We start from the raw sequence: 25,330 nt of genomic DNA, 5'->3' as shown, positions 1-25,330 counted from the left end.
ATCGTGTTGCGATGAAATTTGAAGAAGATGAATACTCACCGGAAGAGTTACATAAAAGAAAAAAGCAACCATTTGAACGTTGCTTTTCACTCTATTTGTGACCTTGTATGCTAAGAAAAAGATTCATCCATCTCTGTCTTTGTGGGACTCTGCTCCTTAACTTGTTTTAATGATGCTACTATAAGAAAGCTAACAATCACTAGCAAGAGCCATGAACTTACCTTTCCAAGGTGTACAAGACTCCATGTATCGATTTGGTTTGGATATTTCCAAGCTCCAAAAAACGTAGCGATATTTTCCGCTATCCATATAAAAAATCCGATGAGTACAAAAGAAAGTGCGAGCGGCATACGGTAACGAGCTCCATTCACCTCGTATGTAACCCATGTTTGCCAAAAGACAATGATGACAAGCCCAGATAACCACCATCGAATATCTATAGAAAAATGGTGGGTGAAAAAATTCAAATAAATCGCTGCGGCAAGCGGAACAACTGCAAAAAAAGGCGGCCACTTAACCAGCTCAACCTTAAGCCTTCTCCATGCCTGGCACAAATAACTGGCTACACTTGCGTACATAAAGCCGCTATACAAAGGTACTCCAAATATTTTGGAGTATCCTTCTTCTGGGTAAGACCAGGAGCCCATATGGACTTTAAAAAGTTCCAGAGCAAGCCCAATAAGGTGGAATAATGTGATCACTTTTAATTCATCCCTAGTTTCAAGACCGGAACGCACCATCCACAATTGCATGAGAACGCAGATAATGAGCAGCCAGTCATATCGCGGCAAGAAGGGCAGTGGGATGATTTGCGTAATAGCCAAAGAGGCAAAAATAACGGCAGGAAACAAGCATGAAAGGGCTTGTTCCCAGCCAAAATGAACGATTTGTTTTATTGCTCTCATGATGTATGCCTCCTCCATAGTTGTGTTCTTCGTGTATGGAAGGGACGCTTAGTATAGTAGCTAGATGGATATAAGTTTATGTCCATAAGCTCACCGCCAATCACTTTATTTTTCTGTTGATCTTACCTATTTTTTTACGAATCCTGTGTGTCTTCATTACTTCGGTATTCCAATATATCCCCGGGCTGACATTCTAAAGCCTTGCAAATCGCTTCTAAAGTTGATAATCGAATAGCCTTTGCTTTTCCGTTTTTCAATATCGAAAGATTAGCCATGGTGATGCCAACTCTCTCTGAAAGCTCTGTTACGCTCATTTTCCTCTTAGCAAGCATCACATCAATGTTGATAATAATCGCCATGTCATCACCTCAGACCGTTAAGTCATTTTCTGATTTTATATCTATCGCTTCTTTTAACAGTTTTTGAAGAACAGCAGCAAAGACCGCAATCACCATTGAAGCAAAAATAATAACCAATCCGATCACAATGATACCCGGGGCGTCGTCTATCTCGGCCATCAGATAAAAGACAGGCATGCCTGCTGCGTAAAAGATACTGATAGTGACTGCACAATATTTTATATTCTTCAAAGCTCTTACAGACAAACCCGAGAAAGCTTTGTTTTTGTCAATATAGCTTAAAAGTTTGAACGCTTGATAAAGAGCAAAGTAAAAAGGTAACGCCGTTACATACAAATAGATGAAAACGAGATATTTTATATAAGCGATATTTGGAAATAATTCTGCTGAATAGTTGGCTATCTTAGGCACTAAAAAAATGCATAAAGCAAGAATTGGAATTCCAATAAGAACCAAAGCTATCTTTAAAAAAATTGTCGACATTCGATTCATAACAAGCACCTCATTTATTTGTTGTCTAATTGAATGTAACAAAAAAATTATCGTTTCTCAATAAAAAAATATTGAAATGGATTGATTTGTTGTTGTTATAGGAGACCCTTTTCATTTTTGACAAGACAAAAAAGCATCCCTCATCACTGGGAGATACTGAACTACTGCAAACTTGCCGACTGAATGAACCGTGTGCCTCAGTGAGCTCAGGGATCGGTGTGAACATAAAGCTAAGCTCTTTTATGAAGGTTTTTATCAACGTCTAAAGATTCAAACGAACGATGGGAAGAAATACATCAAAGGATAAGCGGCTGTTCATACTAATGATCGGGAGGTAAACCGACTTATGATACAAATTTTGATCACTGGTCTTTTTTTATTGGCTCAGCCGAGTGAGCCGCAGGACAGTTTAACGGTCACACAGCAAGGACGGACGATCGCCACTGTTAACCGTGAAGACTTTACAATGCCTCTTCCCGGCACTCCAATGGTTGACTATGAAAAATACAGTAAATTCATCAAACAGCTTGATCAGAAAGTGTACCGTGAGCCGATAAATGCTGTCCTTAACGATCATGGAAGCATCGTCCCGGGCAGGGTTGGCTACAAACTGTATCAACAGGCGTTTATGGAAAAGTTTTATGCGTATTTTTATGGGCAAGGTCCCTCCAAGATAGAAGTGCCGGAAATGAACATTTATCCGAAAGTTGACAGCGAGCTGCTAGCTCACATCAGTACGCAGCAGCTTGGTCAGTACGTGACGTATTTTAACTCAAGCAATAAAAGCCGTTCACACAATATTTCTCTTTCTGCAAAAGCAATCGACAATCACGTTGTTTTCCCTAATGAGACGTTTTCGTTTAACCAAGTTGTGGGAATGAGAACTCGGAACAAAGGATATAAAAGTGCACCCATTATTGTAAAAGGGGAGTTGTCTGAAGGTGTAGGAGGAGGAATTTGTCAGGTGTCCTCAACTCTATTTAATGCAGTTGATCGTGCAGGACTGCAGATCGTTCAGCGCTATTCTCATACTAGAAGTGTACCATATGTACCGCCCGGACGGGATGCGACGGTAAGCTGGGGAGGGCCTGACTTTCGCTTTCAAAACCAATATAACCAACCAATCTTAATTCGGGCAAAAAGGTATGGGGGAAGTATGATTATTACGCTATACTCTTCTGATGTGATAAACAGCAAATTGAGAAAAATCCCCAAAGCTCCATCTCGGATACCGAAAGAAATAAATGCAGAGCAGTAAAAAGACAAAACCTCAGGTAAGGTTTTGGTTAAGAGAGCTTGTAGATTGCTCAAAATCAATTCTTTAAGGAGCGGCCAGTGAAAAGGAAGGAGGGATAAATGAAGTGAAAAGGGTATTATTTTCTGTAATTGTTTTTACAGCAGTTGGATTTACGTTTTGCCAATCAAAAGCGCATGCCCTGACTTTTACGGTGTTGCCTATTACACAAAAAACAGACCAGTGGTCAGTAAAAGTAAGTGAAGCAAAAAATGTAAAGGAATTTGCGAGACCTCAAAAAGGAGAATATCAAGTATATTCCTTGGAAGTAAAAAATATAGGGGAAAAAGCAGCTACAGTGGATGTGCAATTGTATAGAAATGACCCTGATTCAATCACAAGATTTTCACTTTTTGGATGCCTCGATGAAAATTGTGACAAACCAAAAGAAGATTCTAAAATGTTAGCTGAAAGTTTAAATGATGGCTCACCGCTGAAGTTCAATCATTTTATGCTGGCAGATAAAGCCTCTGAATTAGAAGTTGTTATAATTTGGACACAGAAGGGGCAAGAAGGACGCAATTTAAAACAGACCTTTAAATTCACTGAAGATGGCGTTAATTAGACAGTAAAGATAGAATGGCTTTGATGATTCGATCTCTTACTTTGCCTGAGGAAAAAACGAAAATAATTGTTAGAAAACCAATCATAGCTGAGTCAAATGTCAAAGTGACTGTGATTAATGACTATAGAGAAGAACCAGAGGAGGACTTTTGGATACATTATCCGATGGAGTGAAATGTTGTCGATGATCACAAGGTCTTTATTGAATACGAATAGAGACTTTGTGACTGACTGCGCATTTCAACTTAACATTTTACTGATAATGACAGTAACACCTAAACAAGTGCAGCCCGTTCATTATTAAAAAACTCTAATTTCGAAATTTTCAGAGTTCAATTTCAGTCAATTCAGTTATCATCGAAAGAAGAGGCACAAAAGTCACCAGCTATGGACAACTTTTAGCGTTTTTTTGATGGGAGATTTGTGACTCACGAGATCATGAGTATAAATAAATTTGAAAAATTACTTAATACACTAGCTTGATTTTTAATAATAAAAAGCCATTTTAAGGTTCTTGACTCAATGAAACAAAAAATGCAATTAAGAGCTGTTATACGTTTTAATCTTGTCTTTAGAGAGCGCTTTAATTTAAGTCAAAAGTTTAGACAGTCATCTGTTAGATCATTAGCTCTTTTTTATTTTCTTTTCGGTAACATTTTGATCATATTTTCCTACTAAAGAGTTAGGGAAGTGGGGAAAAGGATGAGAAAAAAGAACAATATTAAGAAATGGCTATTGATCATTGCTGGATTCTTGATCATCTGCATTAGCACATTATTTGTAATGGTGTCAGGAAACAAAGTGAAATATGAGGGCAGCGGGAAAAGCGGACTGTGGATGTCTAACCTTGAAAAATCAGACAAAACTTCAATTGGACCCAATTATTTTCTAAATCTGTATTGGCAGGGGAGTAAGAAGGACGAAAAGAGGACTGTCATAGAAAAAATCACCTTATACATAGATGGTAAAATGTATGATGACAGGGAAAATTATGATTTGTCAGAATACACAGGTGATGAAATGCCAGGTGGGGGACGCATGGAGGACCATATTGCCACCTTTGATTATATGCCTGAAGATGAAGTGATAGGACATGATGTATTAGTGAAAGTGGAGTGGAAGACAGGCCAGAAAAAACAGACAGAAGAAATCAAATTACATAAGAAGCCATGGTATAAAAAATAGCTTATTTGATGTATTTGTGATCACATTGGTGGTCACTTTTTTATTTGCGGATTCCTAGGCACAGCAATCTAAGATTCTGCATAGGCTGAAATAAAATCTTGTTCATTTCTAAAACGAGGTGCATGCTGTTGGAACAACAACCAATCAATCATGATGACAGAAACGTGCCGCAGCCTATTCGAAGTGATGGAGCTGGAGCTATTGATGCAGGCCCGCGAAATATAATGCGGGATATTCAAAATCCGAATATACTTGTTCCGCCTGTTACAGATGAGGGTATGATTCCTAACTTGAGATTTTCATTCTCAGATGCTCCCATGAAATTAGATCACGGCGGCTGGTCAAGAGAAATTACCGTAAGACAGCTTCCGATTTCGACTGCGATTGCAGGTGTAAACATGAGCTTAACTGCGGGAGGCGTCCGTGAGCTTCATTGGCATAAGCAAGCGGAGTGGGCTTATATGCTTTTGGGACGGGCACGTATCACCGCTGTTGACCAAGACGGACGAAATTTCATTGCTGATGTTGGTCCCGGCGACCTTTGGTACTTCCCGGCAGGAATTCCGCATTCCATACAGGGATTGGAACACTGCGAGTTTCTGCTCGTATTCGATGATGGAAACTTTTCTGAGTTTTCAACGTTAACCATTTCAGATTGGCTTGCACACACACCAAAAGACGTTCTGTCTGCAAATTTCGGTGTCCCAGAGAATGCTTTCAACTCTCTTCCGTCTGAGCAAGTCTATATTTACCAAGGGAATGTGCCGGGATCAGTCGCGAGTGAAGACATTCAGTCACCATATGGAAAAGTCCCCATGACCTTTAAACACGAGCTGTTAAATCAACCCCCAATTCAAATGCCAGGGGGGAGTGTACGAATTGTGGATTCTTCTAACTTCCCAATTTCAAAAACGATAGCCGCTGCACTTGTTCAGATTGAGCCTGGCGCGATGAGAGAGCTTCATTGGCATCCCAATAGCGATGAGTGGCAATATTATCTAACAGGACAGGGACGAATGACGGTATTTATCGGAAATGGGACTGCCCGCACATTTGATTATAGAGCAGGCGACGTTGGATACGTGCCTTCTAATGCCGGCCACTATATACAAAACACTGGTACAGAAACATTATGGTTTTTAGAAATGTTCAAAAGTAACCGCTATGCAGATGTGTCACTCAATCAGTGGATGGCATTGACGCCTAAAGAATTAGTGCAAAGCAACTTGAATGCTGGATCAGTCATGCTTGATTCTCTGCGTAAGAAGAAAGTGCCTGTTGTGAAATATCCCGGTACGTAAAGACTGAACCGATCACACAGTGGTCTTAAAGTAACTAGAGCTGGGTGTTGGCCTGTGTTTTATCAAATCCCTATATATACGTTATGTAGGGTTTTTCTGCTTGAATCGTATTGTAATGAGCTTTAAAATGTTAATGTGGAAATGATAACCATTCGATAATGGGAATTCAATGGCCGATTTCTACCAGTTTGATTGGCTTTAAAGGAGGACAAGAAATGAAAGCACTCATATTTTTATCCAGTTTGACTGCCATTGGGAGCTCTATATTGGGGCGATGGTTAGGGATGCTGGATGATTCTTATGCTGTTGGCGATGCTTGGTTTATAGGTGTTTTAGCTGGATTGATTTCACTTCTAATATTGATTGATAGTCAAACGATGACAAAGAATTACATAGTAAGTTTAAGTACGATACTAGGCATTCTTGGAGTGGGATTTATATATTTCCCAGCTGCATTCATCAACATATTATTAAGTATTACACTGGATAAACAAAAGAAAGAAGACCTCCATGTAAGATGAAAGAAATTTCATTTAATTCTTAGGAGGGAAAGTGTATGGATTTACCTCTATGGGCTTATATCATATTTGCAATCACAGGTGCGGCAGGTTTCATAAGTTTAATGTGGTTCAGTTTTTTTGCTGACAAAATAGAAAGGTGAAGCGATTTTATAAAAATGTAAACTATTTTATATGAAAGGGATAACATTGCTTATTTAAGTTTACATAATAAAATTATTTCGAACTGATATCGAAAACTAATTGATCTATATACTAAATATTCATAATTACTAGAGGGATTGGCACCTAAGGAACAAAGCTATTGACAAGTTCTTACTAGAGAATTTCAATCACTACATATGATTTTCTGCATCAAGAAGCTCAGCTGAATTATTTTTAGGTGAATTTACTAATGATGAAACCTGGTATGCTTCCATGTCATCAGCATCATAAGGCAGCAGCAAGCTTTGCAGATAATCAGGGCTTGTATTTTGGGGGTTAAGCCACTCCTTTTCATGATCATGGGCCAATATAACCGGCATTCGGTCGTGTATATCTTTCATGAACTCATTAGGCTCAGTTGTTATGATGGTGCAGGTATAAAGAGGATCTCCTTGATGTGTGCTCCACTTTTCATATAAGCCAGCAAACGCAAAAAGAGCAGATGATTTCAATTTGATCCGCATTGGGATTTTGGTTTTGGAATCAAGCCGTTTCCATTCATAAAAACTGTCTGCTGGTATGATGCAGCGTTTGCTGACAAGCGGTCTTCGAAAGGCCGGTTTCTCGGTAATTGTTTCGGCTCGAGCATTGATCATTTTATAACCGATCTTTTCATCTTTTGCCCAAGGTGGAATAAGTCCCCATCTAAGCTTGCCTAAGCGATTATTTGATCCATCATTGATGATTGCAAGGATGTTTTGTGATGGTGCGACATTATAGCTTGGCTGGTATTCACCTTTAGGAAAAAATTGATCGATGTCAAATTGGTCAATAATATCATCAAATGCAGAGTACAAAGTAAACCTGCCGCACATATCCATCATCCTTTTTAGGGGTTTTTGAATAGTTTGTGGGACGAACGTTCATTTAATACAGGTCCTGAACAATGATTTCTTTTCACTTGCGATAAACTGGTATAATAAGAAAGCCAGTTAAGAAGTTATTGTGGAAAAGAACATATGCTTTTTGGTTTGACCGACGCTGGATCTTGATAGAATTACAAGGATCGCTTAAAAATAGCCTATAGTATAAAAAGAGGCACAGCGTTTTTAACGCAGGGCCTCTTTTATATCAGTAGCCAAATACCAGAGTTGTACTTTGTGATCCGGCATATTTCGTGACAAATTCTTTTGTATATTCCGGCGTTTGGACACGATAGCTATAGTTTGACCCGGGATTCCAAGAAGTCAGCGGAGAGGTTTGCTTGTTGAGTGATGGATAGCTGCCTATGTCTTTGAAATAACCAGTGCCCTTGTCGTCAAGGATGCCGCCTTTTTCACTGCCTTTCCCAAAGTAATTATATTCGGAATATATTTTTGCTTTTGTAGCAATTGTAATCGCCTGGTTAAAATTATTGCTGTAATTGTTTTTAACATGAAAGTAACCGTATCTCATCAGACCTGGGCCTCTAACATACAAGTTCTCAAAATAATTATTGGCGATTGTCATGTGGGGGTAGCCGTCATATTGATGTTGAGAATCATCCGGGTATCCTAAAATCAAACCGTATTTATGATTCGCAAATTTTGAGTTGCTGATCGTGATATAATCTGCGGATTTTCCGATATACACGAGTTTATCCAAATCGCTTCCGCTTGCATTATAGCTATGACCTGAGAATGTGACGTGATCAATCCAATAGTTCATACCGGAATCTAAATAAAGCTGGATATCATTATTTCCGTTAATCTGCGGACTGTGTTCAAACGTTAAATTTTGAAAAATGACATTTCCAGAAGCTGATGAAGTTGTTAAATAAATATTTTTCAGCGTTTTTTTCGCGTAAGAGCCCACGAGTGTTTTATTTGAGCCAATGGTAACTGTTGTTTTCGCAGATGCGGAAAGATCATTTTGAAGCACTAAAATTTTCGGAGTGGATCCTCCTAGATGGGTTTTTAAATCATTTACGCTTTGAATGTAAACAATCTGCCCGTTTTTTCCACCCGTTGTGCCCGTTTTAGAGATGCCTTTTTCATTTTTGGCATTTCCGGCAAAACCTAAAAGGCCATTTGTTGAGGTATTCGGAAAATCGACTGCACCTAATGCTTTTCCAGGCAAGAGAACCAAAAACAAGCTAAAGACGGTGAACCATAAACAAAGTCGTTTCATCACAATATGCTTCCTTTCAATTTTAATCATTTCCTTGCGGGATTATTATTACAGTTAATGGAAAGGAATGATAGGTTCTATCTTCCTAATTAATGTTGGGTTACTTAAAAAATAGAGATTGCGCCAAAAGACATACTAACAATTGAAATAGAAGAAAGGATTGATACACCGTTGACTGCAGCAGCTTATCGAAACACCTTGCTATCACTTTTATGTTTAACAGCTGGAATCGTGGATGTAATCGGGTATTTAAGCCTGGGACATGTGTTCACAGCTAATATGACTGGAAACATTGTATTATTGGGGTTAGCTATCGGCAAATCCATTCAGGTCACTGTTTTTAATTCCTTGATTGCGCTAATCGGATTTATATGCGGCGTGATCATTGCCACATTGATGGTCGGAAAGGCGGAAAATACCCTTTGGCCTTCTGCTGTGACAAAAGCCCTCGCACTTGAAGCATTCATTTTGTTTGTCTTTGCTTGTCTTTCTTTTTACCGGGCATTTGTTCCTGTGCACATTCTGATTATACTCATGAGCATTTCTATGGGGATTCAAACTACAGCAGCAAAAAAACTGGGGATCGCAGGTATTTCTTCAACTGTGTTGACCGGCACTTTGGCTTCTCTTTTAGAGGATATATCCGGCCGTTTGTTTTTTAAGAAGCAAAAGAAGACTTTCTTAAGAGATACTGTGTTAAGAGCACTGGCTATTATTTTGTATTGTGTGGGGGCTATTATTGTTGCTCTGGCTGAGCCTGATTTTTATCACTTCATTATTTGGGTTCCGATTGTGCTGATATTTGGCATTATGATGACAGCTAAGTTGAAACTGAGCGGGGAAAAATAGCTTTTCCTGTGTAGCTGTTATCAGGCCAACAGCCTGTTTCATTTCGTTATTGTAATGCGAATTTTGAGAGGGAAAAATAAGACATTCGGCTGAAGTGCACATTCGTTCATTTGTATTGGCTTTTTCATAAGTACCTACATTTGATATATGAATGATAGTGAATTTGCCTTAAAATCATCTATGAATCTATTTCCTCTTTCAAACCAGATGGATTGAGTCTTATAATGATAATGATTCTCATTTGAAGTCTGGTTTGAGGAGGACCAAATATGAAAAAGATCATGAGTGCATTTGTTGGTATGGTTTTGTTGACGATCCTCTGTTTTTCGCCGCAAGCTTCGGCAGCATATGACGACCTGCATGAAGGTTATGCAACGTATACAGGGTCAGGTTATTCAGGAGGAGCTTTCCTGCTGGATCCCATTCCTTCCGATATGGAGATTACTGCAATAAATCCGGCGGATCTCAATTACGGAGGAGTAAAAGCAGCACTTGCCGGCTCTTATTTGGAAGTTGAAGGGCCAAAAGGGAAAACAACCGTATATGTTACTGATCTTTATCCCGAAGGCGCTCGGGGAGCTCTTGATCTGTCACCTAATGCCTTCCGTAAAATCGGCAATATGAAAGACGGAAAAATCAATATTAAATGGCGTGTTGTCAAAGCCCCAATCACCGGCAATTTCACGTACCGGATCAAAGAAGGCAGCAGCAGGTGGTGGGCAGCAATCCAAGTCAGAAATCACAAGTATCCTGTTATGAAAATGGAATATGAAAAGGATGGTAAGTGGATCAACATGGAGAAAATGGACTATAACCATTTTGTGAGTACGAATTTAGGGACAGGCTCTCTCAAAGTCAGAATGACTGACATCCGCGGAAAAGTTGTGAAAGACACCATTCCGAAGCTGCCTGAAAGCGGAACGTCCAAAGCCTATACTGTACCGGGCCATGTTCAGTTTCCTGAATAAAAAATACGAAACAGCGGATCTTTTCCCGCTGTTTTTTCATTGTTCTGCATCTGCATGTAAAAATGTTTTAATCATGTTCAACTGCTCCTGCTTTGGATAACTGGTATACAGCCTGCTTGAAATCCGAATAGGATCTCCGAAAAAGTATCTTTCATAGTGAGTTTGTCTAGTTCCGAATGAACTCATTGTTAAATCCCATGCCAAACGGAAAATTTTCACACGTTCTTCAGCATTTGTATTGGTTGCTTGAAGATATTGGTCAAGATCTTCCCGTATCTCTGAGTCAAATGCATTTTCGGTAGGCAATGTCACCATTCCGCTAGCTCCAATTAATTGTATGATTTCAGTAAATCGAGGATATAGCTTAGGAATGATTGTACTGATGACTTGAAGAGGAATTAAAGAGGGTCGCATATAGCCGAATTCATCTAACTGAGCATCATTTTCCGATTTGTCAATGAGCGCTTTGATTGTTTCCAATCCCACAATGATTTCTGAGAGCTTTTCTTGTATGTGCTGATATTCGGAAACATTAATGGTGTCGACAAGAAGCTGTGCAACACCTAATAGAAATTCAATTTTTATCATTTGCCTAATGACAACCTGGTGAAAGGTAAAGGCATGAAAGGAGCTTTTTGTCATAAAATCTTTAGCTGCTTCCACATTATCGTAAAAAAACACACGATTCCACGGCACTAACACATGATCAAAAACCACAATTGAATCCATTTCTTCATACCTTGAGCTTAAGGGATGATTAAAGGAAGAGTCGCTTAATACAAATGATTCTCTTGTGATGAATTTTACGCCTTTTGTATTAGAAGGGATTGAAAAAGCATAAGCTTCATCTGTTTCAAAGAAAAATTTAGGCGCTGAAAAAACCAAGATTTCATCGGTCAATCCGCCTTGTGTTGCAAGCAGTCGTGCGCCATGAATCATTAAACCTTTTTCGGTTCTATCAATGACTTTAGCAGATATCGGTTTTTCACTTAGCCCAAAATAGGACTGTGACCGGTTCACTTGCGGAGTAATGAATGTATGGGTAAAAGAAAGGTCATGCTTAGCAGCTTGTTCATACATATCTAGTATATGTTCAGGAAAGCAATTCTCTTTATCTTTTAGAAGCTCCGCTGACGAAGCAAAGCTCATCATAACCGTATTCATGTAATCCGGACTTCTCCCCATCATTCCGTGAGTATGTCTAGCCCAATGTTCAATCATGGTCCTTCTTTTTTTCAAATCATTTTTGGTTTTAGGCTGGAGATAGGAAAGGCCGATTCGATTATGATCTCCAGGAAGGCAATAAGTCATTTCATGTATTAACTCATCCTTTGTTTGCAGTTCATAAAGTGAGCTTTTTGTTTTGATTATTCCTTTAAATGCAGGATGCTCAGAAATGTTACCCTTTATTTTTTCGCCATCATACCATATTTCGTTTTCTAGTTTATTCAATCGGTCAATGAATTCTTTTCCATTGATGATCCCCATTTAAGTTTCGCTCCTTCATATTATGCTGCGTATTGTATTATATTTTCGAGAAAACAGCCGGTTCAGCCAATTTGAGGTGGGAAAAGCCTTTTTTGTATGCCTAATAGAAAATGAGAATAAGAGTGACTTATACGACAAAAGACAGTCAATTTTTCGTGAAGCCTTTCTGAAGATTTAGAGCCGTAAAGAATTTGCTTATTCATATGAAAATAGCACTATAAAACTTGATAACACGTGTCGATATTATGGACATGAGCGTAAGCGAATTGGATTCAAACGCGCTTGAACATATTTTATTTCAGCGATTACATCGTGCAGAAAGGGAAAACGACACATGAAAGTGAAAACAAAATTGCTGGGGATTATATCAATATTAGTTGTTTCAATTATTGGAATTGGAGGCTCCTCAGTATTTATGATTTCTTCTACTGTGAAAAAGAATGAAGAACTTAAAGACAAAATGGAATTCCAAAAAGAGATAAAACACATCCAATATGAATTGACCGGGTTATCAAATGATGAAAGAGGCTTCTTGATTACCGGAGACAAAGAATACGACGAGGGTATGAAGGAAAAAGCAGACGATGTCTTAAAGAGCCTTGACCGGGTTAATGACTTGATTGATGAAGAGAAGTATCAATCCAATATTGAAGACATTAAGACAAGTTTTACTCAGTATAGAGCTTTGAATCAGCAGGTAGTAACAGCCTACTCTTCAAATCCTAAAAAAGCAGAAACCATCCATTTTGGAGAAGAAAGAACATTAAGAAAAGAAGTCGTAGATCCGGCTGTCAATAAGCTGTCTGATCGCCTGGATCAAGAGGTAGAGGATCTAAAGGATGAAATACGGGGCAATGGGAAAATGAGTCAATCGCTCATTATCATTGTCACAGGGATATCAGTAATATTAGGCATTGTTCTAAGCATAATGCTGTTAAAGTCCATTATGGTGCCACTAAGAAGCATAAATAAGCAGCTGGAGGAAATTGCACACGGCGACGCTGATTTAACCAAAAAAGTCATTGTGAAAAATAAAGATGAATTTGGCCAGCTTGCCCAATCGTTTAATTCTTTTACTCATTCATTAACTCAAATTGTGAAGCAGATCAGCAGCTCATCTGAACAAGTCGCCGCTTCCTCCGAAGAATTATCGGCAAGCGCGGAAGAATCGAAATCAACATCTGAACATATTTCACGAGCCATGCAGATGGCTGCCGACAGCAATGTGAAGCAAAGCTCAATGACAGAAAAGAGCGCAGAATCCATCACTGAATTATTAGACAGTATATCATCAGTCGCTTCAAATACAGGGAACATAGCGGATCTTTCTTCTTCGATGAGAGACAAAGCTGAAATAGGCTCTAAGTCCGTCAACAAGATGTTAGATCAGATGAAATTCATTGATAAATCTGTAGATTCAGCCGGCAATGGATTGCAAACATTGGTAGCGAGCACAGCAGAAATCAGCGATATCTCTTCGCTTATCACGACGATTTCAGAGCAGACAAATTTGTTGGCACTAAATGCAGCGATCGAGGCGGCCAGAGCCGGAGAGCAAGGAAAAGGATTTGCCGTGGTGGCTGAAGAAGTTCGGAAATTAGCGGATGAAACAAATAAATCAGCAAACCACATCCAATCGGTGGTAGCGACCATCCAAAACGAATCGATAGAAACGGTAAATAATATTAAAGTTGTTCAAGAAAATGTGAGCTCAGGTATTGTTCTTTCTCAAGAGACAACAGGAAATTTCAATGAAATACTGAACCTTGTGGAACAGGTCACTTCTCAAATACAAGAAGTTGCAGCAGCAACTCAACAGCTTACTTCAGGCGTTGAAGTGATTCAGCACACAGTTCATACATTGGCTGCTGGTACAAAAGAAACGTCAGCAAATACAGAAGCGGTTGCAAAATCATCAGAGGAACAGCTACATTCAATGGAGGAAATCTCCTATGCCGCAGAATCTCTATCTCAGTTGGCAGAAGAGCTTCAAACCGTCATTAATCGTTTTAAATATTAAACAGGCTACTTACGTGCAACCCCCATCTTATTCGGTGGGGGTTGGCTACTTTTACTGTGGTTGTTTCTACAAACGGAGCTAACTGACTTCTTTTAAGTTAGCTCCGTTTGTATGGCTAGTCCAAATTTTGATCGATCGTTCCTTCAAAATAGTCATCGCTCACCTGTTCATGAGTTTCAGCCAATCCTTTTTCCAATTGCGTGCTTCCTTTATAATCTGAGGGCTCAAAGTATTTCCCGGCTACATCTGTTGTGTCATTTTTGTTTTCTTTGTTATGAGTTTGTGTTTCAGTGTTTACACTTTCTGTCTCAGTATTGCTGCTTATAGATTGCTGAAAATCATATTCCTTGTCTAATGAAGAAAATCTTTTATAATCATCAGGTCTGTCTGCACCGTTTTTTTGAGTCACTTTACTTCCTCCAGATTATTGATATTTTAGTGGGGGTAAGAACTTATTTCGTTCTTTTAGGCTCAGAACCATGTTTTTTAGGATCATCTGCTTTAAAAGCTGTTTCAGTCTCATGGTCATTTCTCATTTGTTCAATACTTGAATTTTGAATTCCCTTTTTACTCATTGGTTTCACTCCTTTACGAAAAGTGTTGAATATCAACTCTTCTTATTTTGTCTGTTGATCAGGTATTCATGCACTTTTTTCATTCGCGCTTTGGCCAATGAGGAGAGGCATTTTCATGCCAGTCGTATTATTTAATAAAAAGTCGTATTTTTGAAACTTTTTATCATCGCATTGTTGGGGAAGACATCTCGATAAAAGAAATACAAAGGTTGTGAATTTATACTAACAGCACTGTGAATAAATCAAACAAGGGGGGTGAAAAAATGAAAAAAAGCGCATCATATTATTTAATGACATTAGGGCTATCCAGCCTAACATTTGGTTTGTTTTTAGGATTTTATTCTTTTGTTATGTATGGCGATATGATAATTGCATTGTTTACAGGAGCAATTGCTTTATTATACGGTTTTGTGGTGTATGGCCTTTTTGCTGTTCCGCTCCAAATGAAGTTGCAGAAAAAAGCGAGAACTTTCAATATCATGTACCTATTGATTTACAGTGTGGTTGCTTTTATCGCAGCTTTCCTGTTTTTTGTTATCAATGAACCTGCGTCAATAGCATGGACAATGCAATCGTACTTTTATTATTTGTTAAGTATTGCGGCTGCAGTGATTTACTGGTTATGGGATTCTCTGATCCTTTATAAACGTACAGCTTCCGGTGTATAGGCTAATTTTCACCAATCGGAGAAATATGGAGGTTCAATAAAAATTCAGGATCTAAAAGCTTTAGGTTTCATATTTTTTTAAAAAAATCCTCCGTGGATAAAGGCGCAGTATGGGGGCATAATGAGAGCACACATTCGAACCGAATAGGTTTTCTAAGTGTTTTACGATACATACGTTCATCAAGATCATCACGTCATCGGAATATAAAAACTATTGTTGTGGAACGGGCATCTTGAGTTGTTTGAGGAAAGAACATAGATGGTGGTTTATCGTTTTATCAGCGCTTATGGAACAAAGTTTTGGTGGCGGTCAATCCATACAGCTAAACAGAGGAGAGCGTGACAATGAATCTCGCTCTCCTCAGATTTGTTTTATTCACCCTGATGTTTTTCAACTAATGTGAATGTCCAATCTTTTAACATATGTTTCTGGACATATTTTTTTCCGTTTATTTCGATGTAAGGCAGGTCTGCCATGTCTCCAGCTAACTGTTTTGCTTCAGTCGTTGTTATTCCTAAAAAAAGTCCGATGTAAAAGTAAATATCCCGTTCTTTAATAAGCAAGATATCATTTTGTTCACTACCTTTTGTATGGTTCATCTGCTTTAAGCCTTCACCGATAAAATATCCAGCCAAAGCAATACCAATTCCTAAAAAAACGTCCATGTGTATGACTCCATTATGTCGATGTTATGTTATACGGGCTTGGCATACTAGCGGTTTCATTATTTTTCAAACCTTTTCAATCTGCACGCGTCCTGAAAAAAAGGTGGCGCCGCCGCCCATATCGGACAATCGGTCTGGGGTTAGCGCGTTTACAAGCTGTTTTTTTCCTTGCTCATCTGCCCATAATCCTTGGCTGACAACGACACCTGGCAGTACTTGTTCTCCGACTGATGCGGTCAGCTCACATTCTCCCCGGCTGTTCCAAACTCGTACAGGAGCCCCATCAACGATTCCATGTACTTCAGCATCTTTTGTGTTGATAAAGAGCTTTGGCGTCTTTTCGAGTTTGATGTGTTTTTCATTGTTTGAAAACGTTGAGTTTAAGAAATTATGGTTTGGCGCCGGAACATACATAAACGGATGTTCATTATCGGTTACAAGAGGCGTAAATGTTGGTAAAGCCGGGAAGCCAGCTTGTTTCATTTGTTCTGAATATAATTCTATTTTTCCGCTTGGCGTTGGAAGTTTGCCAGGAAACAGCGGTTTATTGCGTTTCGCTTTCATAAATGAATGCTTAGTAAGCGAATCGTAATTAATCTCTGCCAAATGCGGATTATCTGGATGGTCAAGCGCTTGGCGGATTAATTCTTCATCTGAATCCTTGAGCTCCTGGTCTGTGAATCCCATTGCTTCAGCCAGTAATCGGAACACCTCAGTGTTAGACTTGCTTTCTCCATAGTTCTCAATCACCGGCTGCTGAAGCTGAATGTAATGGTGCCAGTAGGAAGTATAAAAATCAGTGTTCTCAAAAGCGGATGTTGCAGGCAGTACAATGTCCGCATATGCAGCCGTTTCCGTTAAAAACAAATCATGAACCACAGTACACAAGTCTTCCCGCAGCAAGCCCTGTCTGACTTTGTTTGCTTCGGGCGCGACGACGGCAGGGTTTGTTCCGTAAATAAATAGAGAGCGGATAGGCGGATCTGTTTCCAAAAGCACCTTGCCAAGCTGATTCATATTAAACGACCTCGGTGTGCGTCCTTTCAATAAGTCGGGCCGCTGCAAGGCATTTGTGTTATATTCTAAAATTCCGCTGTTATGCTTAATTGCGCCGCCCCCTTTATGCAGCCATTGGCCGGTGATCGCCGGAAGACAGGCAATCGTCCTTACAATCATCCCGCCGTTATCGTGATGCTGGGGTCCGTTTCCGATTCTGATAAAAGAAGGGGAGGTTTCCCCGTACATTTTTGCCAGTCGGTAAATATCTTCGGTACTGACACCGGTGATCGTCGATACCTTTTCAGGATCATATTGTTTCACGTGTTCACGGAGCTCTTCATAGCCAACCGTGTACTTGGACAGAAATGCTTCATCATGAAGGTTTTCTTTAAATAAAATGTGCATGATGCCAAGAGCAAGTGCACTGTCGGTTCCCGGTTTTATTGGGATAAACCAATCTGCAAGACGTCCTGTTTGATTTTTATGCACATCGATCACGACAATTTTGGCACCTTGTTTTCGCGCTTTTTGGGCGATCGTAATTTGGTGCATGTTTGTGCTGACCGCATTTATTCCCCAAAAAATAAATAGTTTTGTATGAATGGTTTCCTCAGGGTCGATTCCCGCGCTTATGCCCATTGTATATTTATAGCCTTCAGATCCCGCTTTGCTGCAAATCGTCCGTTCAAGCTGGCTTGACCCCATGCGGTAAAAAAAGCGGCGGTCCATTCCTTCAGCTGTCAATTTCCCCATATTTCCGTAAAAGCTGTAAGGAAGTATGCTTTCAGCTCCCTCTGCATCAATCAGCTGTTTCCAGCGGGAGGTGATCGTATCGATTGCCTCTTCCCAAGAAATCGGTTCAAATATCGCTTGGCCTTTCGCACCTGTTCGTTTGAGCGGTGTAGTCAGCCGCTTTTCATCATATATGCGCTCCGTCATATTCCGGACTTTGTTGCATATGTTTCCGGCTGTGACAGGATGATCAGGGTCTCCTTGCATTTTTACGATTTTCCCGTCTTTTTTATGTATTAACAATCCGCACTGATCCGGGCAGTCCAGCGAGCAAACGGATTTGAAAATGCCGTTTTGTTGTGTGGCAAAAGATTTCATGGCCCAGTTCCTCTCTCTAGTTAGATATTTTGTAAGAATTATAACATTTCGGATGATAACGTCAATTCTGAAAAAAGAGATTGACATCAATCTGAGACTTCTTTATGATAAACGTATTCTTCATTCTGAAAATTACATACTCAACATTTTCTATCCAGAGAGGTGGAGGGACTGGCCCTATGAAACCTCGGCAACATTATTGTGCCAATTCCAGCAAGCGTCAGCTTGAAAGATAGGAAAGCAAGGTTTATACCGGCGTCTGCCTGTAACAGAGCGCGCCTATATATGAATCTCTTTCCATCTGCGGAAAGAGATTTTTTTATGAAAAAATACGATGAAAAGGATGTTTTGCACCATGACGGTTTTGGTTACAGCACCGTACAACGAAGAAGGACGAAAAGAGCTAGAAAACTTGTTTGGCTCAGTTGCTTATCAATCTTGGAAGGAACAAGGCCGGGCATATCGGGAGGATGAACTCATTCAGCTGCTAAAAGCAACAAATGCGACAGGCTTGATTACTGAACTTGATCAGGTAACAGACAGCGTATTTGCTTCTGTTCCCGAACTTTCATTTGTCGGTGTTTGCAGGGGAATGCCCTCCAATGTGGATGTGGCAGCTGCCTCAAAAAGAGGCATACCTGTTTTTTATACACCAGGGCGGAATGCACAAGCCGTTGCTGAAATGTTTATTGGAAATGTGATTTCCTTTCTGCGCCATACCAGCGCCTCGAATCAATGGCTGAAGGATGGAAAGTGGAACAGTGATTACCTGCAGGCTTATGTCAAATTTAAAGGAAATGAATTAACAGGAAAAACGGTTGGCATGATTGGGTTCGGGGCGGTTGGCCAAAGGATTGCAAAACTGCTGACTGCGTTTGACTGTAAAATAAAGTATTACGATCCATTCATTCAAGACGATCATCCGCTGTATGAAAAAGTATCTCTTAAAACGGTGTTTTCAGACAGTGATATCGTTTCTGTCCATCTGCCTCGTACTGAGGAAACACTTGGATTTATTGATCGGAAGTATTTTGATCTGATGAAACAGAGTGCGATTTTCGTCAATACTTCAAGAGCAGTTGTTGTAAACCGTGAAGATCTTTTATCTGTATTAAAAGAACACAAAATCAGAGGTGCGATATTAGACGTTTTTTATCATGAACCTCCAGAGGAATCAGATTATGAATTGATTTCATTGCCTAATGTTCTGGCAACACCGCATCTCGCTGGAGCAACATTTGAAGTGGAGGATCATCACGTGACGATACTGAATAAAGCCCTCAAAAAGTGGAAGGGTGAAAAAACTCTTAATATTCCGACAATGTATAACAAGGACGAACTGAAAACAGGGGTATAAGAAAGGAGGCTAACAGAATGAAAAAACAAAAAGGCTATCTCGTTTTTGATATTGGCACAGGCAATGCGAGGGTAGCGGTCGTGAGTGTAACTGGCAGTGTTCTAACAGTTGAACGGGAGGACATCGTGTATTCCACAGAGACGCTTTACCCGGACAGCCGTTATTTTTCTCCTCAGGTGCTGTGGAAGCAGGTGATGAATTTGGCAAAACGTGTGCTATCCCGTTCGTGTGATATTGACATCATTGGTTTGACATCGACGAGTCAAAGACAGGGGATTGTTCTGATCGATCAAAACGGCGATTCTTTTCTTGGGCTGCCGAACATCGATAACCGCGGTCGAGAGTGGGAGGCGAGCATTCCCGATCGGGAAGAGATATACAGCCGCACAGGCCGCCTGCCAACCGCACTTTTTTCCGCGCTCAAGCTTTATGGATTAAAACAGTGCCAGCCCTCTTTATGGGAAAAGACTGCAAGCTTTACTAGCATCAGTGATTGGGTGACGTACCAACTGAGCGGAATATTAACATATGAACCATCACAGGCAACAGAAACCCTGCTGTTTGATGTGAAGCAAAACACTTGGTCAGAAGAGATGTGCGACATATTCGGCTTTTCTCCATCTATCCTTCCGCCTCTTGTAAGAGCGGGAACAGCAATTGGAACGATAGCAAATGAATATGCATCCGAATTAGGCCTTTCAATAAATGCTAAGGTTATAGCAGGGGGCGGGGATACACAGCTGGCTGTCAAAAGCACCGGAGCTGGACTTGAGGACATTGTCATTGTATCAGGGACAACAACGCCAATAACCAAAATTACTGCAGATCATGGCGACACAAAACATAAAGCCTGGCTGAACTGTCATACAGATCAAGGGCATTGGCTTGTGGAAACGAATCCGGGAATTACCGGCTTGAATTATCAAAAATTAAAACAGATTTTTTATCCGAATGAAACGTACGAAGTAATGGAGGAGGAGATTTCTGCACTTGCAAAAGAAGACCATGCATGTGTAGCGGCTCTCGGCTCTTATTTATCGGCTGAAAAGAATGCGTTAACGAGAGGCGGTTTTCTTTTTGATGCCCCGCTGTCAGCACATTTAAAGAGGGCACATTTTGTACGTGCAGCGCTAGAAGAGATCGCATTTTCAATCAAATGGAACTTTGACATTTTAACAGAGGTTACTCCGTTTGAACGTGACTATGTTTGGGTGTGCGGAGGGGGATTCCAAAGCAAAGCGCTCACTCAATATATCGCGGATCTTCTTCAAAAAAAGGTCTATGTCCAAGAGGGATATCATCAGGCATCTGTTGTTGGAGCTGCAGTCATTTGCAATGAAACCTTTCAATTAACGGAGGAGATGTCAGCAAATGTCCGGGTGATCGAACCGAAGGACTGTCAGACAGAATTGGCTTTATATGAGAAATGGAAGCAAACACAGCGCTTTTTTTCAGGTTCAGAAAGCAAAGTATTAATTTAAGGCGGCATTTCTGCTGTTTTGAGGAATCATTTAATTTTCAACTTTAATAAGGTAATACGGTAATTGATTGATATGAGCATCTAAGGAGGAGACAGATATGTTGGATAAAATAGGAATACCGAAGCGGCTTGCCTGGGGATTTTTAGGGGTTGTTTTGTTTATGATGGGAGATGGCCTTGAACAAGGCTGGCTCAGTCCTTTTTTGATCGAAAACGGGCTCACCGTTCAGCAGTCCGCTTCCATTTTTAGTATATACGGAATTGCGCTTGCCATAGCTTCCTGGTTTTCGGGTGTATGTCTCGAAGCATTTGGCGCAAAACGAACGATGTTTATGGGGCTGTTGTTTTATGTGATCGGTACAGCTGCTTTTATCGTATTTGGATTTGAACAGCTGAACCTGCCAGTGATGTATGTGACTTACTTCGTAAAAGGGTTAGGTTACCCGCTTTTTGCTTATTCTTTCTTGACATGGGTCATTTACAGAACACCGCAAAGCAAACTGAGCACTGCTGTCGGCTGGTTTTGGATTGCATATTGCCTCGGCATGTTTGTGTTCGGCGCTTGGTACTCAAGCTACGCGATCAAAGCGTTCGGTTATTTGAATACGCTTTGGAGCTCTATTTTCTGGGTATGCCTCGGTGCATTTTTTGCATTGTTTATCAATAAAGACCGTTTTGAAAAGAAGAAAAGAAAAAGATCAGAAACAGCTGAGGAGCTTTTAAAAGGGGTTACGATTCTATTTACAAATCCGCGCGTGCTTACAGGCGGAATCATCAGAATCATCAACAGCATTGGTACATATGGTTTTCCAGTCTTTTTGCCGATGCACATGGCCCAGCATGGAATTTCAACCAATGTGTGGCTGCAAATTTGGGGAACGATTTTCCTGGGGAACATTGTGTTTAACCTTATCTTTGGTATTGTCGGCGATAAATTCGGCTGGAAAAATACTGTTATTTGGTTCGGCGGAGTCGGCTGCGGCATTTTCACCCTCTTATTATACTACGCACCTGTTTTCTCCGGCGGAAGCTTAGCGGTTGTCAGCGTGATCGGCTTTATTTGGGGCGGTTTGCTGGCAGGCTATGTGCCGATTGGTGCAATTGTGCCGACGGTGGCAGGAAAAGATAAAGGGGCAGCTATGTCTGTATTGAATTTGGCTGCAGGTTTATCAGCGTTTGTCGGCCCCGCACTCGCTTGGCTGTTTATCGGTCTCGTCGGTGCGCAAGGCGTGGTCTGGATCTTTGCGGCCCTTTACCTTGCAAGTGCGGTCTTGACGAAATGTATTAATATACCTGAGGAAAAAGCAGTTAAGGAGGAAACATCTCCTCAATATGCATCTTAATTAGAAAGCGCCCTGTTTGAGGGGCGCTTTTTTATCTTTTTAAAGGAAAAGGGATGTGGCACAAACCAAGAGAATGCCGTCATTCTCTTGGTTTTACAATAGAGTACACATTTGTATCATATGGAGTCCCATTTTGATACATGTACTGTCTTAAAACGCCTTCTTTTTGAAAACCCATTTTTAGAAGCAGACGATTTGATGCTTCATTAGCGATAAATACAACTGCGCCAATACGCGTCAGTCCAAGGGCAGAAAATCCGTAAGATACGACCTTTGAAATGACTTCTGATGCAAATCCGTTTCGCCAATGCTCCGGGATGATTTCATAACCGATTTCCGCGCGCCTATGCTTTTGGGCCAGAGCGTGAAAGCCAATTGTTCCGATCAGTTCTTTAGTGTCCCGTCTTTCAATTCCCCACCGTATACCGCGTTTTTCTTGATAGAGGGCAGCAAACGTTTGAATCATTGAAATGGCCTGTTCTATAGATTCCATGTTTTCAAGCCCATAATAGCGTGTCACCTCATCGTTTGAGAAACAAGCAAAAATGGCTTCCGCATCCTGATCTGTGATTTGCCTAAGTGTAAGCCGATCGGTTTCTAATATAGGAAACATTCAACCACTCCCCGCGTTTGTGTTTTTGTTTATCATATCCCTTTTATTTCCTCTTTTCTATAGCGAAATCAACCAATGAAGCAAAGGAACGAATTTGTGTTTCTAGTTGCTCTTTGTTTTTGCTGAATTGTTTCAAACGATGGCCGTTCGCGCCTGATGGATGGGGAAAGCCGTTAAGGCAAATCATATTCTGGAGGCTGTGCTGTCTGGTCAATGTTTCACATACTGTTTCGGCCGCTTTTCCTAACGGAATGAGAAGAGCTGGTCCCGTCACATGGTGAAGCTCCGCAGGGAAGTGCCCAAAAGCATAGTTGTTTAGGATAGGAGAATGAGTGATAGCCGGTTTGTATCCGGTATAGTTTTTTTGCTGGATAAAGACAGGATATTTAATAACGGAAGTTGTATGGAGCATATGCCGTAAGTCTCCAAAAAGCTTTGCGGCGCTTTGAATGCCGAAAGCTTGCGGCAGCCCGCATAAATCCAGCATGGTGATAAGGTTATGTCTCATCGACCCGGAGAAACCCGCTGCTATTTTTGTATCTACCGCCATTTGCTCAAGAGTGCGGCCTTGCCGCAGACTTTCGACTGCTGTTTCGTACGCTGTTTTCATCTGGGAAAAACCCGGCGTGATCCCGGCAATCACAATCGTAGCAGTCCGATTGATATATTCATTATGAGGTGAATAGTAGATGTCAAGTTCATTTTCTTGATGGAGATGAAATGGAGAAATAAGTAAATCCGACTTTGTAAGTGAAGAGGGAAGAGAATGTAGTTTTTCTGTGAACTCCTTTAAGCAGCTGCGGTTTACTATCATGCGAAAGCCTCCTCAAAAAATGATATCCCATTGTCCATTCTGATCGAAACAACGGGATATCATTCATCATGACCTGCTATTTAAATGGCCAGCCTGCCACACCTCTTTAACAGCTTTAGGAACTTCTTTTACTTCAGCTGCGGACTGCTGAAACGCGGATTTTTTCATTTGGACATCCTGCTGAATCTTCTTTTGTTTTTGCGTCAGCAGCTCTGTTTCTGTTTTTAATCCTTCGATTTGTTTTTGCATAGCCTGCGTAACAGAGGAAAGCTCCTTTAGTGCAGGGTCCATTTTTTTCTTGTTTTGAATCACGGTAACTCCTAAGAAGATAATAGAAACTGCTAATACTGCAAGACTGATATAAACTATAATCATATGTTCACTCCTTTTCTTATGTCATTACCCTGTATCCGTTTTTTTAATCAGAAGAAATGATATTTACACAGTTCGTTTGATTTGCGTATTGGATGTATTGTACTTATAATGTGATATCGTACATATGTAAACAGAGAAAGGGTGCTTCAATTGCAAAGTTTACAACATAAAACTGCACTAATCACAGGCGGAGGCAGAGGAATTGGCCGCGCTACTGCTCTGGCGCTTGCCAAAGAAGGCGTGAATATCGGGTTAATTGGCCGGACTTCCGCTAATGTAGAAAAAGTGGCTGAAGAAGTCAAAGCGCTTGGTGTAAAAGCTGCATTTGCTGCTGCAGATGTAAAAGATGCCGATCAGGTTAACCAAGCTGTAGCTCAAGTGAAGGAACAGCTCGGTGATATCGATATTCTCATTAATAATGCCGGCATCAGCAAATTTGGCGGTTTCTTAGATCTGTCAGCCGATGAGTGGGAAAATATTATTCAAGTCAACCTAATGGGTGTGTACCATGTCACGCGCGCGGTGCTTCCGGAAATGATCGAACGCAAAGCCGGAGACATCATTAATATTTCGTCTACAGCGGGTCAAAGAGGAGCTGCTGCAACAAGTGCTTACAGCGCTTCTAAATTTGCCGTTCTCGGGTTAACAGAGTCTCTTATGCAAGAAGTGAGAAAGCATAATATCAGAGTCAGCGCGTTAACGCCGAGCACTGTCGCTAGTGATATGTCTATCGAATTGAACTTAACAGACGGTAATCCTGAAAAAGTTATGCAGCCTGAGGATCTTGCTGAGTACATGGTGGCACAATTGAAATTAGATCCTCGTATTTTCATCAAAACAGCGGGATTATGGTCAACAAATCCTTAAAAATGAAAACCTGTCTTTCGACAGGTTTTTTTATTTGAATGAAATCCGTACCGGTAAAATGCGATATGTAAACCTGACAATCGTTTAAATTGAAGATAGCAGTGAATACAGGCTATAATAGAACTAAGAAAACTATGTACCAAATGTTCAGTAGGAATTTATTTTTTCCGCTACACCTATAATCAGTAAACATTTAATGACTGAACTA

26 protein-coding genes, 3 pseudogenes and 1 riboswitch are annotated in these 25,330 nt (G+C 40.4%); of the genes and pseudogenes, 16 read left to right on the top strand and 13 right to left on the bottom strand.

Translation table 11 applies throughout. The features are described from left to right. Positions 1–110: 110 nt before the first annotated feature. The 3 genes and pseudogenes from NYE53_RS10180 to NYE53_RS10170 form a co-directional block, all read right to left on the bottom strand. Positions 111–905 carry a DUF817 domain-containing protein gene (locus NYE53_RS10180; RefSeq protein ID WP_339244593.1) on the bottom strand — a complete coding sequence of 265 codons (795 nt, stop codon included), beginning with the start codon at positions 903–905 and terminating at the stop codon, positions 111–113. Between the two features lie 126 nt (positions 906–1,031). Continuing rightward, positions 1,032–1,264: pseudogene (locus NYE53_RS10175) on the bottom strand (helix-turn-helix transcriptional regulator). A gap of 9 nt (positions 1,265–1,273) precedes the next feature. Further along, the gene (locus NYE53_RS10170; RefSeq protein ID WP_339244590.1) at positions 1,274–1,756 is read right to left on the bottom strand and encodes a DUF2975 domain-containing protein; all 483 of its coding nucleotides are present in this window, start codon (positions 1,754–1,756) and stop codon (positions 1,274–1,276) included. Positions 1,757–2,102: 346 nt separating this feature from the next. Here NYE53_RS10170 and NYE53_RS10165 point away from each other — a divergent pair, with 346 nt between their 5' ends. The 8 genes and pseudogenes from NYE53_RS10165 (at position 2,103) to NYE53_RS10130 (ending at position 6,621) form a co-directional block, all read left to right on the top strand. Then, entirely contained in the window at positions 2,103–3,014 is a 912-nt protein-coding gene (locus NYE53_RS10165; protein ID WP_015714063.1) for a VanW family protein, read from the top strand. Positions 3,015–3,117: 103 nt separating this feature from the next. Further along, a complete protein-coding gene (locus NYE53_RS10160) occupies positions 3,118–3,615 on the top strand; it encodes a hypothetical protein (protein ID WP_021481414.1) in 498 nt (165 codons plus the stop codon). A 104-nt stretch (positions 3,616–3,719) separates the two neighbouring features. Continuing rightward, a pseudogene (locus tag NYE53_RS10155) lies at positions 3,720–3,950 on the top strand (hypothetical protein); the annotation flags it as partial. Beyond that, a pseudogene (locus NYE53_RS10150) lies at positions 3,945–4,097 on the top strand (YoaP domain-containing protein); the annotation flags it as partial. The pseudogenes NYE53_RS10155 and NYE53_RS10150, both read left to right, overlap by 6 nt. 39 nt (positions 4,098–4,136) lie before the next feature. Next, positions 4,137–4,292 carry a hypothetical protein gene (locus tag NYE53_RS10145; RefSeq protein WP_339244587.1) on the top strand — a complete coding sequence of 52 codons (156 nt, stop codon included), beginning with the start codon at positions 4,137–4,139 and terminating at the stop codon, positions 4,290–4,292. A 24-nt stretch (positions 4,293–4,316) separates the two neighbouring features. Continuing rightward, complete coding sequence (locus NYE53_RS10140) at positions 4,317–4,799, top strand: DUF4944 domain-containing protein (RefSeq protein ID WP_339244583.1); 483 nt, start codon at positions 4,317–4,319, stop codon at positions 4,797–4,799. Positions 4,800–4,921: 122 nt separating this feature from the next. Then, on the top strand, positions 4,922–6,100 hold the full coding sequence (oxdD, locus tag NYE53_RS10135; RefSeq protein ID WP_338734083.1) for an oxalate decarboxylase: 1,179 nt from the start codon (positions 4,922–4,924) through the stop codon (positions 6,098–6,100). Between the two features lie 215 nt (positions 6,101–6,315). Next, complete coding sequence (locus NYE53_RS10130) at positions 6,316–6,621, top strand: membrane protein (protein ID WP_004399414.1); 306 nt, start codon at positions 6,316–6,318, stop codon at positions 6,619–6,621. Positions 6,622–6,953: 332 nt separating this feature from the next. On the opposite strand, the gene NYE53_RS10125 is transcribed toward NYE53_RS10130, so the two are convergent. Both NYE53_RS10125 and NYE53_RS10120 read right to left on the bottom strand, forming a co-directional pair. After that, positions 6,954–7,637 carry an SOS response-associated peptidase gene (locus NYE53_RS10125; protein WP_163130807.1) on the bottom strand — a complete coding sequence of 228 codons (684 nt, stop codon included), beginning with the start codon at positions 7,635–7,637 and terminating at the stop codon, positions 6,954–6,956. Between the two features lie 256 nt (positions 7,638–7,893). Beyond that, complete coding sequence (locus NYE53_RS10120) at positions 7,894–8,931, bottom strand: polysaccharide lyase family 1 protein (protein ID WP_004399365.1); 1,038 nt, start codon at positions 8,929–8,931, stop codon at positions 7,894–7,896. Positions 8,932–9,102: 171 nt separating this feature from the next. Between NYE53_RS10120 and NYE53_RS10115 the strand changes: the two genes are divergently transcribed. Together NYE53_RS10115 and exlX are read left to right on the top strand one after the other, a co-directional pair. After that, positions 9,103–9,780 (top strand): YoaK family protein, encoded by a 678-nt coding sequence (locus tag NYE53_RS10115; protein WP_339244580.1) that lies wholly within the window; start codon positions 9,103–9,105, stop codon positions 9,778–9,780. Between the two features lie 269 nt (positions 9,781–10,049). Continuing rightward, complete coding sequence (exlX, locus tag NYE53_RS10110; protein WP_339244577.1) at positions 10,050–10,748, top strand: expansin ExlX; 699 nt, start codon at positions 10,050–10,052, stop codon at positions 10,746–10,748. 36 nt (positions 10,749–10,784) lie between these two features. Here exlX and hpaB read toward each other — a convergent pair whose 3' ends face one another. After that, positions 10,785–12,236 (bottom strand): 4-hydroxyphenylacetate 3-monooxygenase, oxygenase component, encoded by a 1,452-nt coding sequence (gene hpaB, locus NYE53_RS10105; RefSeq protein ID WP_134157009.1) that lies wholly within the window; start codon positions 12,234–12,236, stop codon positions 10,785–10,787. 334 nt (positions 12,237–12,570) lie between these two features. On the opposite strand from hpaB, the gene NYE53_RS10100 reads away from it, so the two are divergent. Continuing rightward, complete coding sequence (locus NYE53_RS10100) at positions 12,571–14,256, top strand: methyl-accepting chemotaxis protein (RefSeq protein ID WP_339244574.1); 1,686 nt, start codon at positions 12,571–12,573, stop codon at positions 14,254–14,256. A 115-nt stretch (positions 14,257–14,371) separates the two neighbouring features. Here the strand turns inward: NYE53_RS10100 and NYE53_RS10095 are convergent, their stop codons facing one another. Together NYE53_RS10095 and NYE53_RS10090 are read right to left on the bottom strand one after the other, a co-directional pair. Further along, positions 14,372–14,665 (bottom strand): YozQ family protein, encoded by a 294-nt coding sequence (locus NYE53_RS10095; RefSeq protein ID WP_014477001.1) that lies wholly within the window; start codon positions 14,663–14,665, stop codon positions 14,372–14,374. Between the two features lie 43 nt (positions 14,666–14,708). After that, positions 14,709–14,831, bottom strand: a complete 123-nt coding sequence (locus tag NYE53_RS10090; RefSeq protein ID WP_029318080.1) for a hypothetical protein — start codon at positions 14,829–14,831, stop codon at positions 14,709–14,711. Between the two features lie 263 nt (positions 14,832–15,094). Between NYE53_RS10090 and NYE53_RS10085 the strand changes: the two genes are divergently transcribed. Further along, positions 15,095–15,499 (top strand): UPF0715 family protein, encoded by a 405-nt coding sequence (locus tag NYE53_RS10085; RefSeq protein ID WP_339244572.1) that lies wholly within the window; start codon positions 15,095–15,097, stop codon positions 15,497–15,499. 371 nt (positions 15,500–15,870) lie between these two features. On the opposite strand, the gene NYE53_RS10080 is transcribed toward NYE53_RS10085, so the two are convergent. Both NYE53_RS10080 and NYE53_RS10075 read right to left on the bottom strand, forming a co-directional pair. Next, the gene (locus NYE53_RS10080) at positions 15,871–16,164 is read right to left on the bottom strand and encodes a hypothetical protein (protein ID WP_015251960.1); all 294 of its coding nucleotides are present in this window, start codon (positions 16,162–16,164) and stop codon (positions 15,871–15,873) included. A 66-nt stretch (positions 16,165–16,230) separates the two neighbouring features. Next, the gene (locus NYE53_RS10075; RefSeq protein WP_339244569.1) at positions 16,231–18,273 is read right to left on the bottom strand and encodes a molybdopterin oxidoreductase family protein; all 2,043 of its coding nucleotides are present in this window, start codon (positions 18,271–18,273) and stop codon (positions 16,231–16,233) included. 147 nt (positions 18,274–18,420) lie between these two features. Further along, positions 18,421–18,512: riboswitch (SAM riboswitch) on the top strand. 95 nt (positions 18,513–18,607) lie between these two features. Here NYE53_RS10075 and NYE53_RS10070 point away from each other — a divergent pair. The 3 genes from NYE53_RS10070 (at position 18,608) to NYE53_RS10060 (ending at position 22,453) form a co-directional block, all read left to right on the top strand. Continuing rightward, complete coding sequence (locus NYE53_RS10070) at positions 18,608–19,630, top strand: 2-hydroxyacid dehydrogenase (RefSeq protein WP_339244566.1); 1,023 nt, start codon at positions 18,608–18,610, stop codon at positions 19,628–19,630. A gap of 17 nt (positions 19,631–19,647) precedes the next feature. Next, positions 19,648–21,111 carry an FGGY-family carbohydrate kinase gene (locus NYE53_RS10065; RefSeq protein ID WP_308154209.1) on the top strand — a complete coding sequence of 488 codons (1,464 nt, stop codon included), beginning with the start codon at positions 19,648–19,650 and terminating at the stop codon, positions 21,109–21,111. 97 nt (positions 21,112–21,208) lie between these two features. Beyond that, positions 21,209–22,453 carry an MFS transporter gene (locus NYE53_RS10060; protein ID WP_339244563.1) on the top strand — a complete coding sequence of 415 codons (1,245 nt, stop codon included), beginning with the start codon at positions 21,209–21,211 and terminating at the stop codon, positions 22,451–22,453. A 79-nt stretch (positions 22,454–22,532) separates the two neighbouring features. Here the strand turns inward: NYE53_RS10060 and NYE53_RS10055 are convergent, their stop codons facing one another. From NYE53_RS10055 to NYE53_RS10045, 3 genes are all read right to left on the bottom strand, one after another. Further along, complete coding sequence (locus NYE53_RS10055; protein ID WP_327846582.1) at positions 22,533–23,066, bottom strand: GNAT family protein; 534 nt, start codon at positions 23,064–23,066, stop codon at positions 22,533–22,535. 43 nt (positions 23,067–23,109) lie between these two features. Next, positions 23,110–23,880 carry a hypothetical protein gene (locus NYE53_RS10050; RefSeq protein WP_327846581.1) on the bottom strand — a complete coding sequence of 257 codons (771 nt, stop codon included), beginning with the start codon at positions 23,878–23,880 and terminating at the stop codon, positions 23,110–23,112. A gap of 66 nt (positions 23,881–23,946) precedes the next feature. After that, the gene (locus NYE53_RS10045; protein ID WP_339244556.1) at positions 23,947–24,255 is read right to left on the bottom strand and encodes a DUF948 domain-containing protein; all 309 of its coding nucleotides are present in this window, start codon (positions 24,253–24,255) and stop codon (positions 23,947–23,949) included. Between the two features lie 150 nt (positions 24,256–24,405). On the opposite strand from NYE53_RS10045, the gene NYE53_RS10040 reads away from it, so the two are divergent. After that, positions 24,406–25,122 carry a 3-ketoacyl-ACP reductase gene (locus NYE53_RS10040; protein ID WP_038429073.1) on the top strand — a complete coding sequence of 239 codons (717 nt, stop codon included), beginning with the start codon at positions 24,406–24,408 and terminating at the stop codon, positions 25,120–25,122. Positions 25,123–25,330: the final 208 nt, after the last annotated feature.

It is taken from the genome of Bacillus sp. FSL R5-0523 (assembly GCF_037975295.1).
Classification (GTDB): Bacteria; Bacillota; Bacilli; order Bacillales; family Bacillaceae; genus Bacillus; species Bacillus subtilis.
The sequence above is the reverse complement of the archived record's forward strand: the minus strand, read 5'-3'. Positions and strand labels throughout refer to the sequence as shown.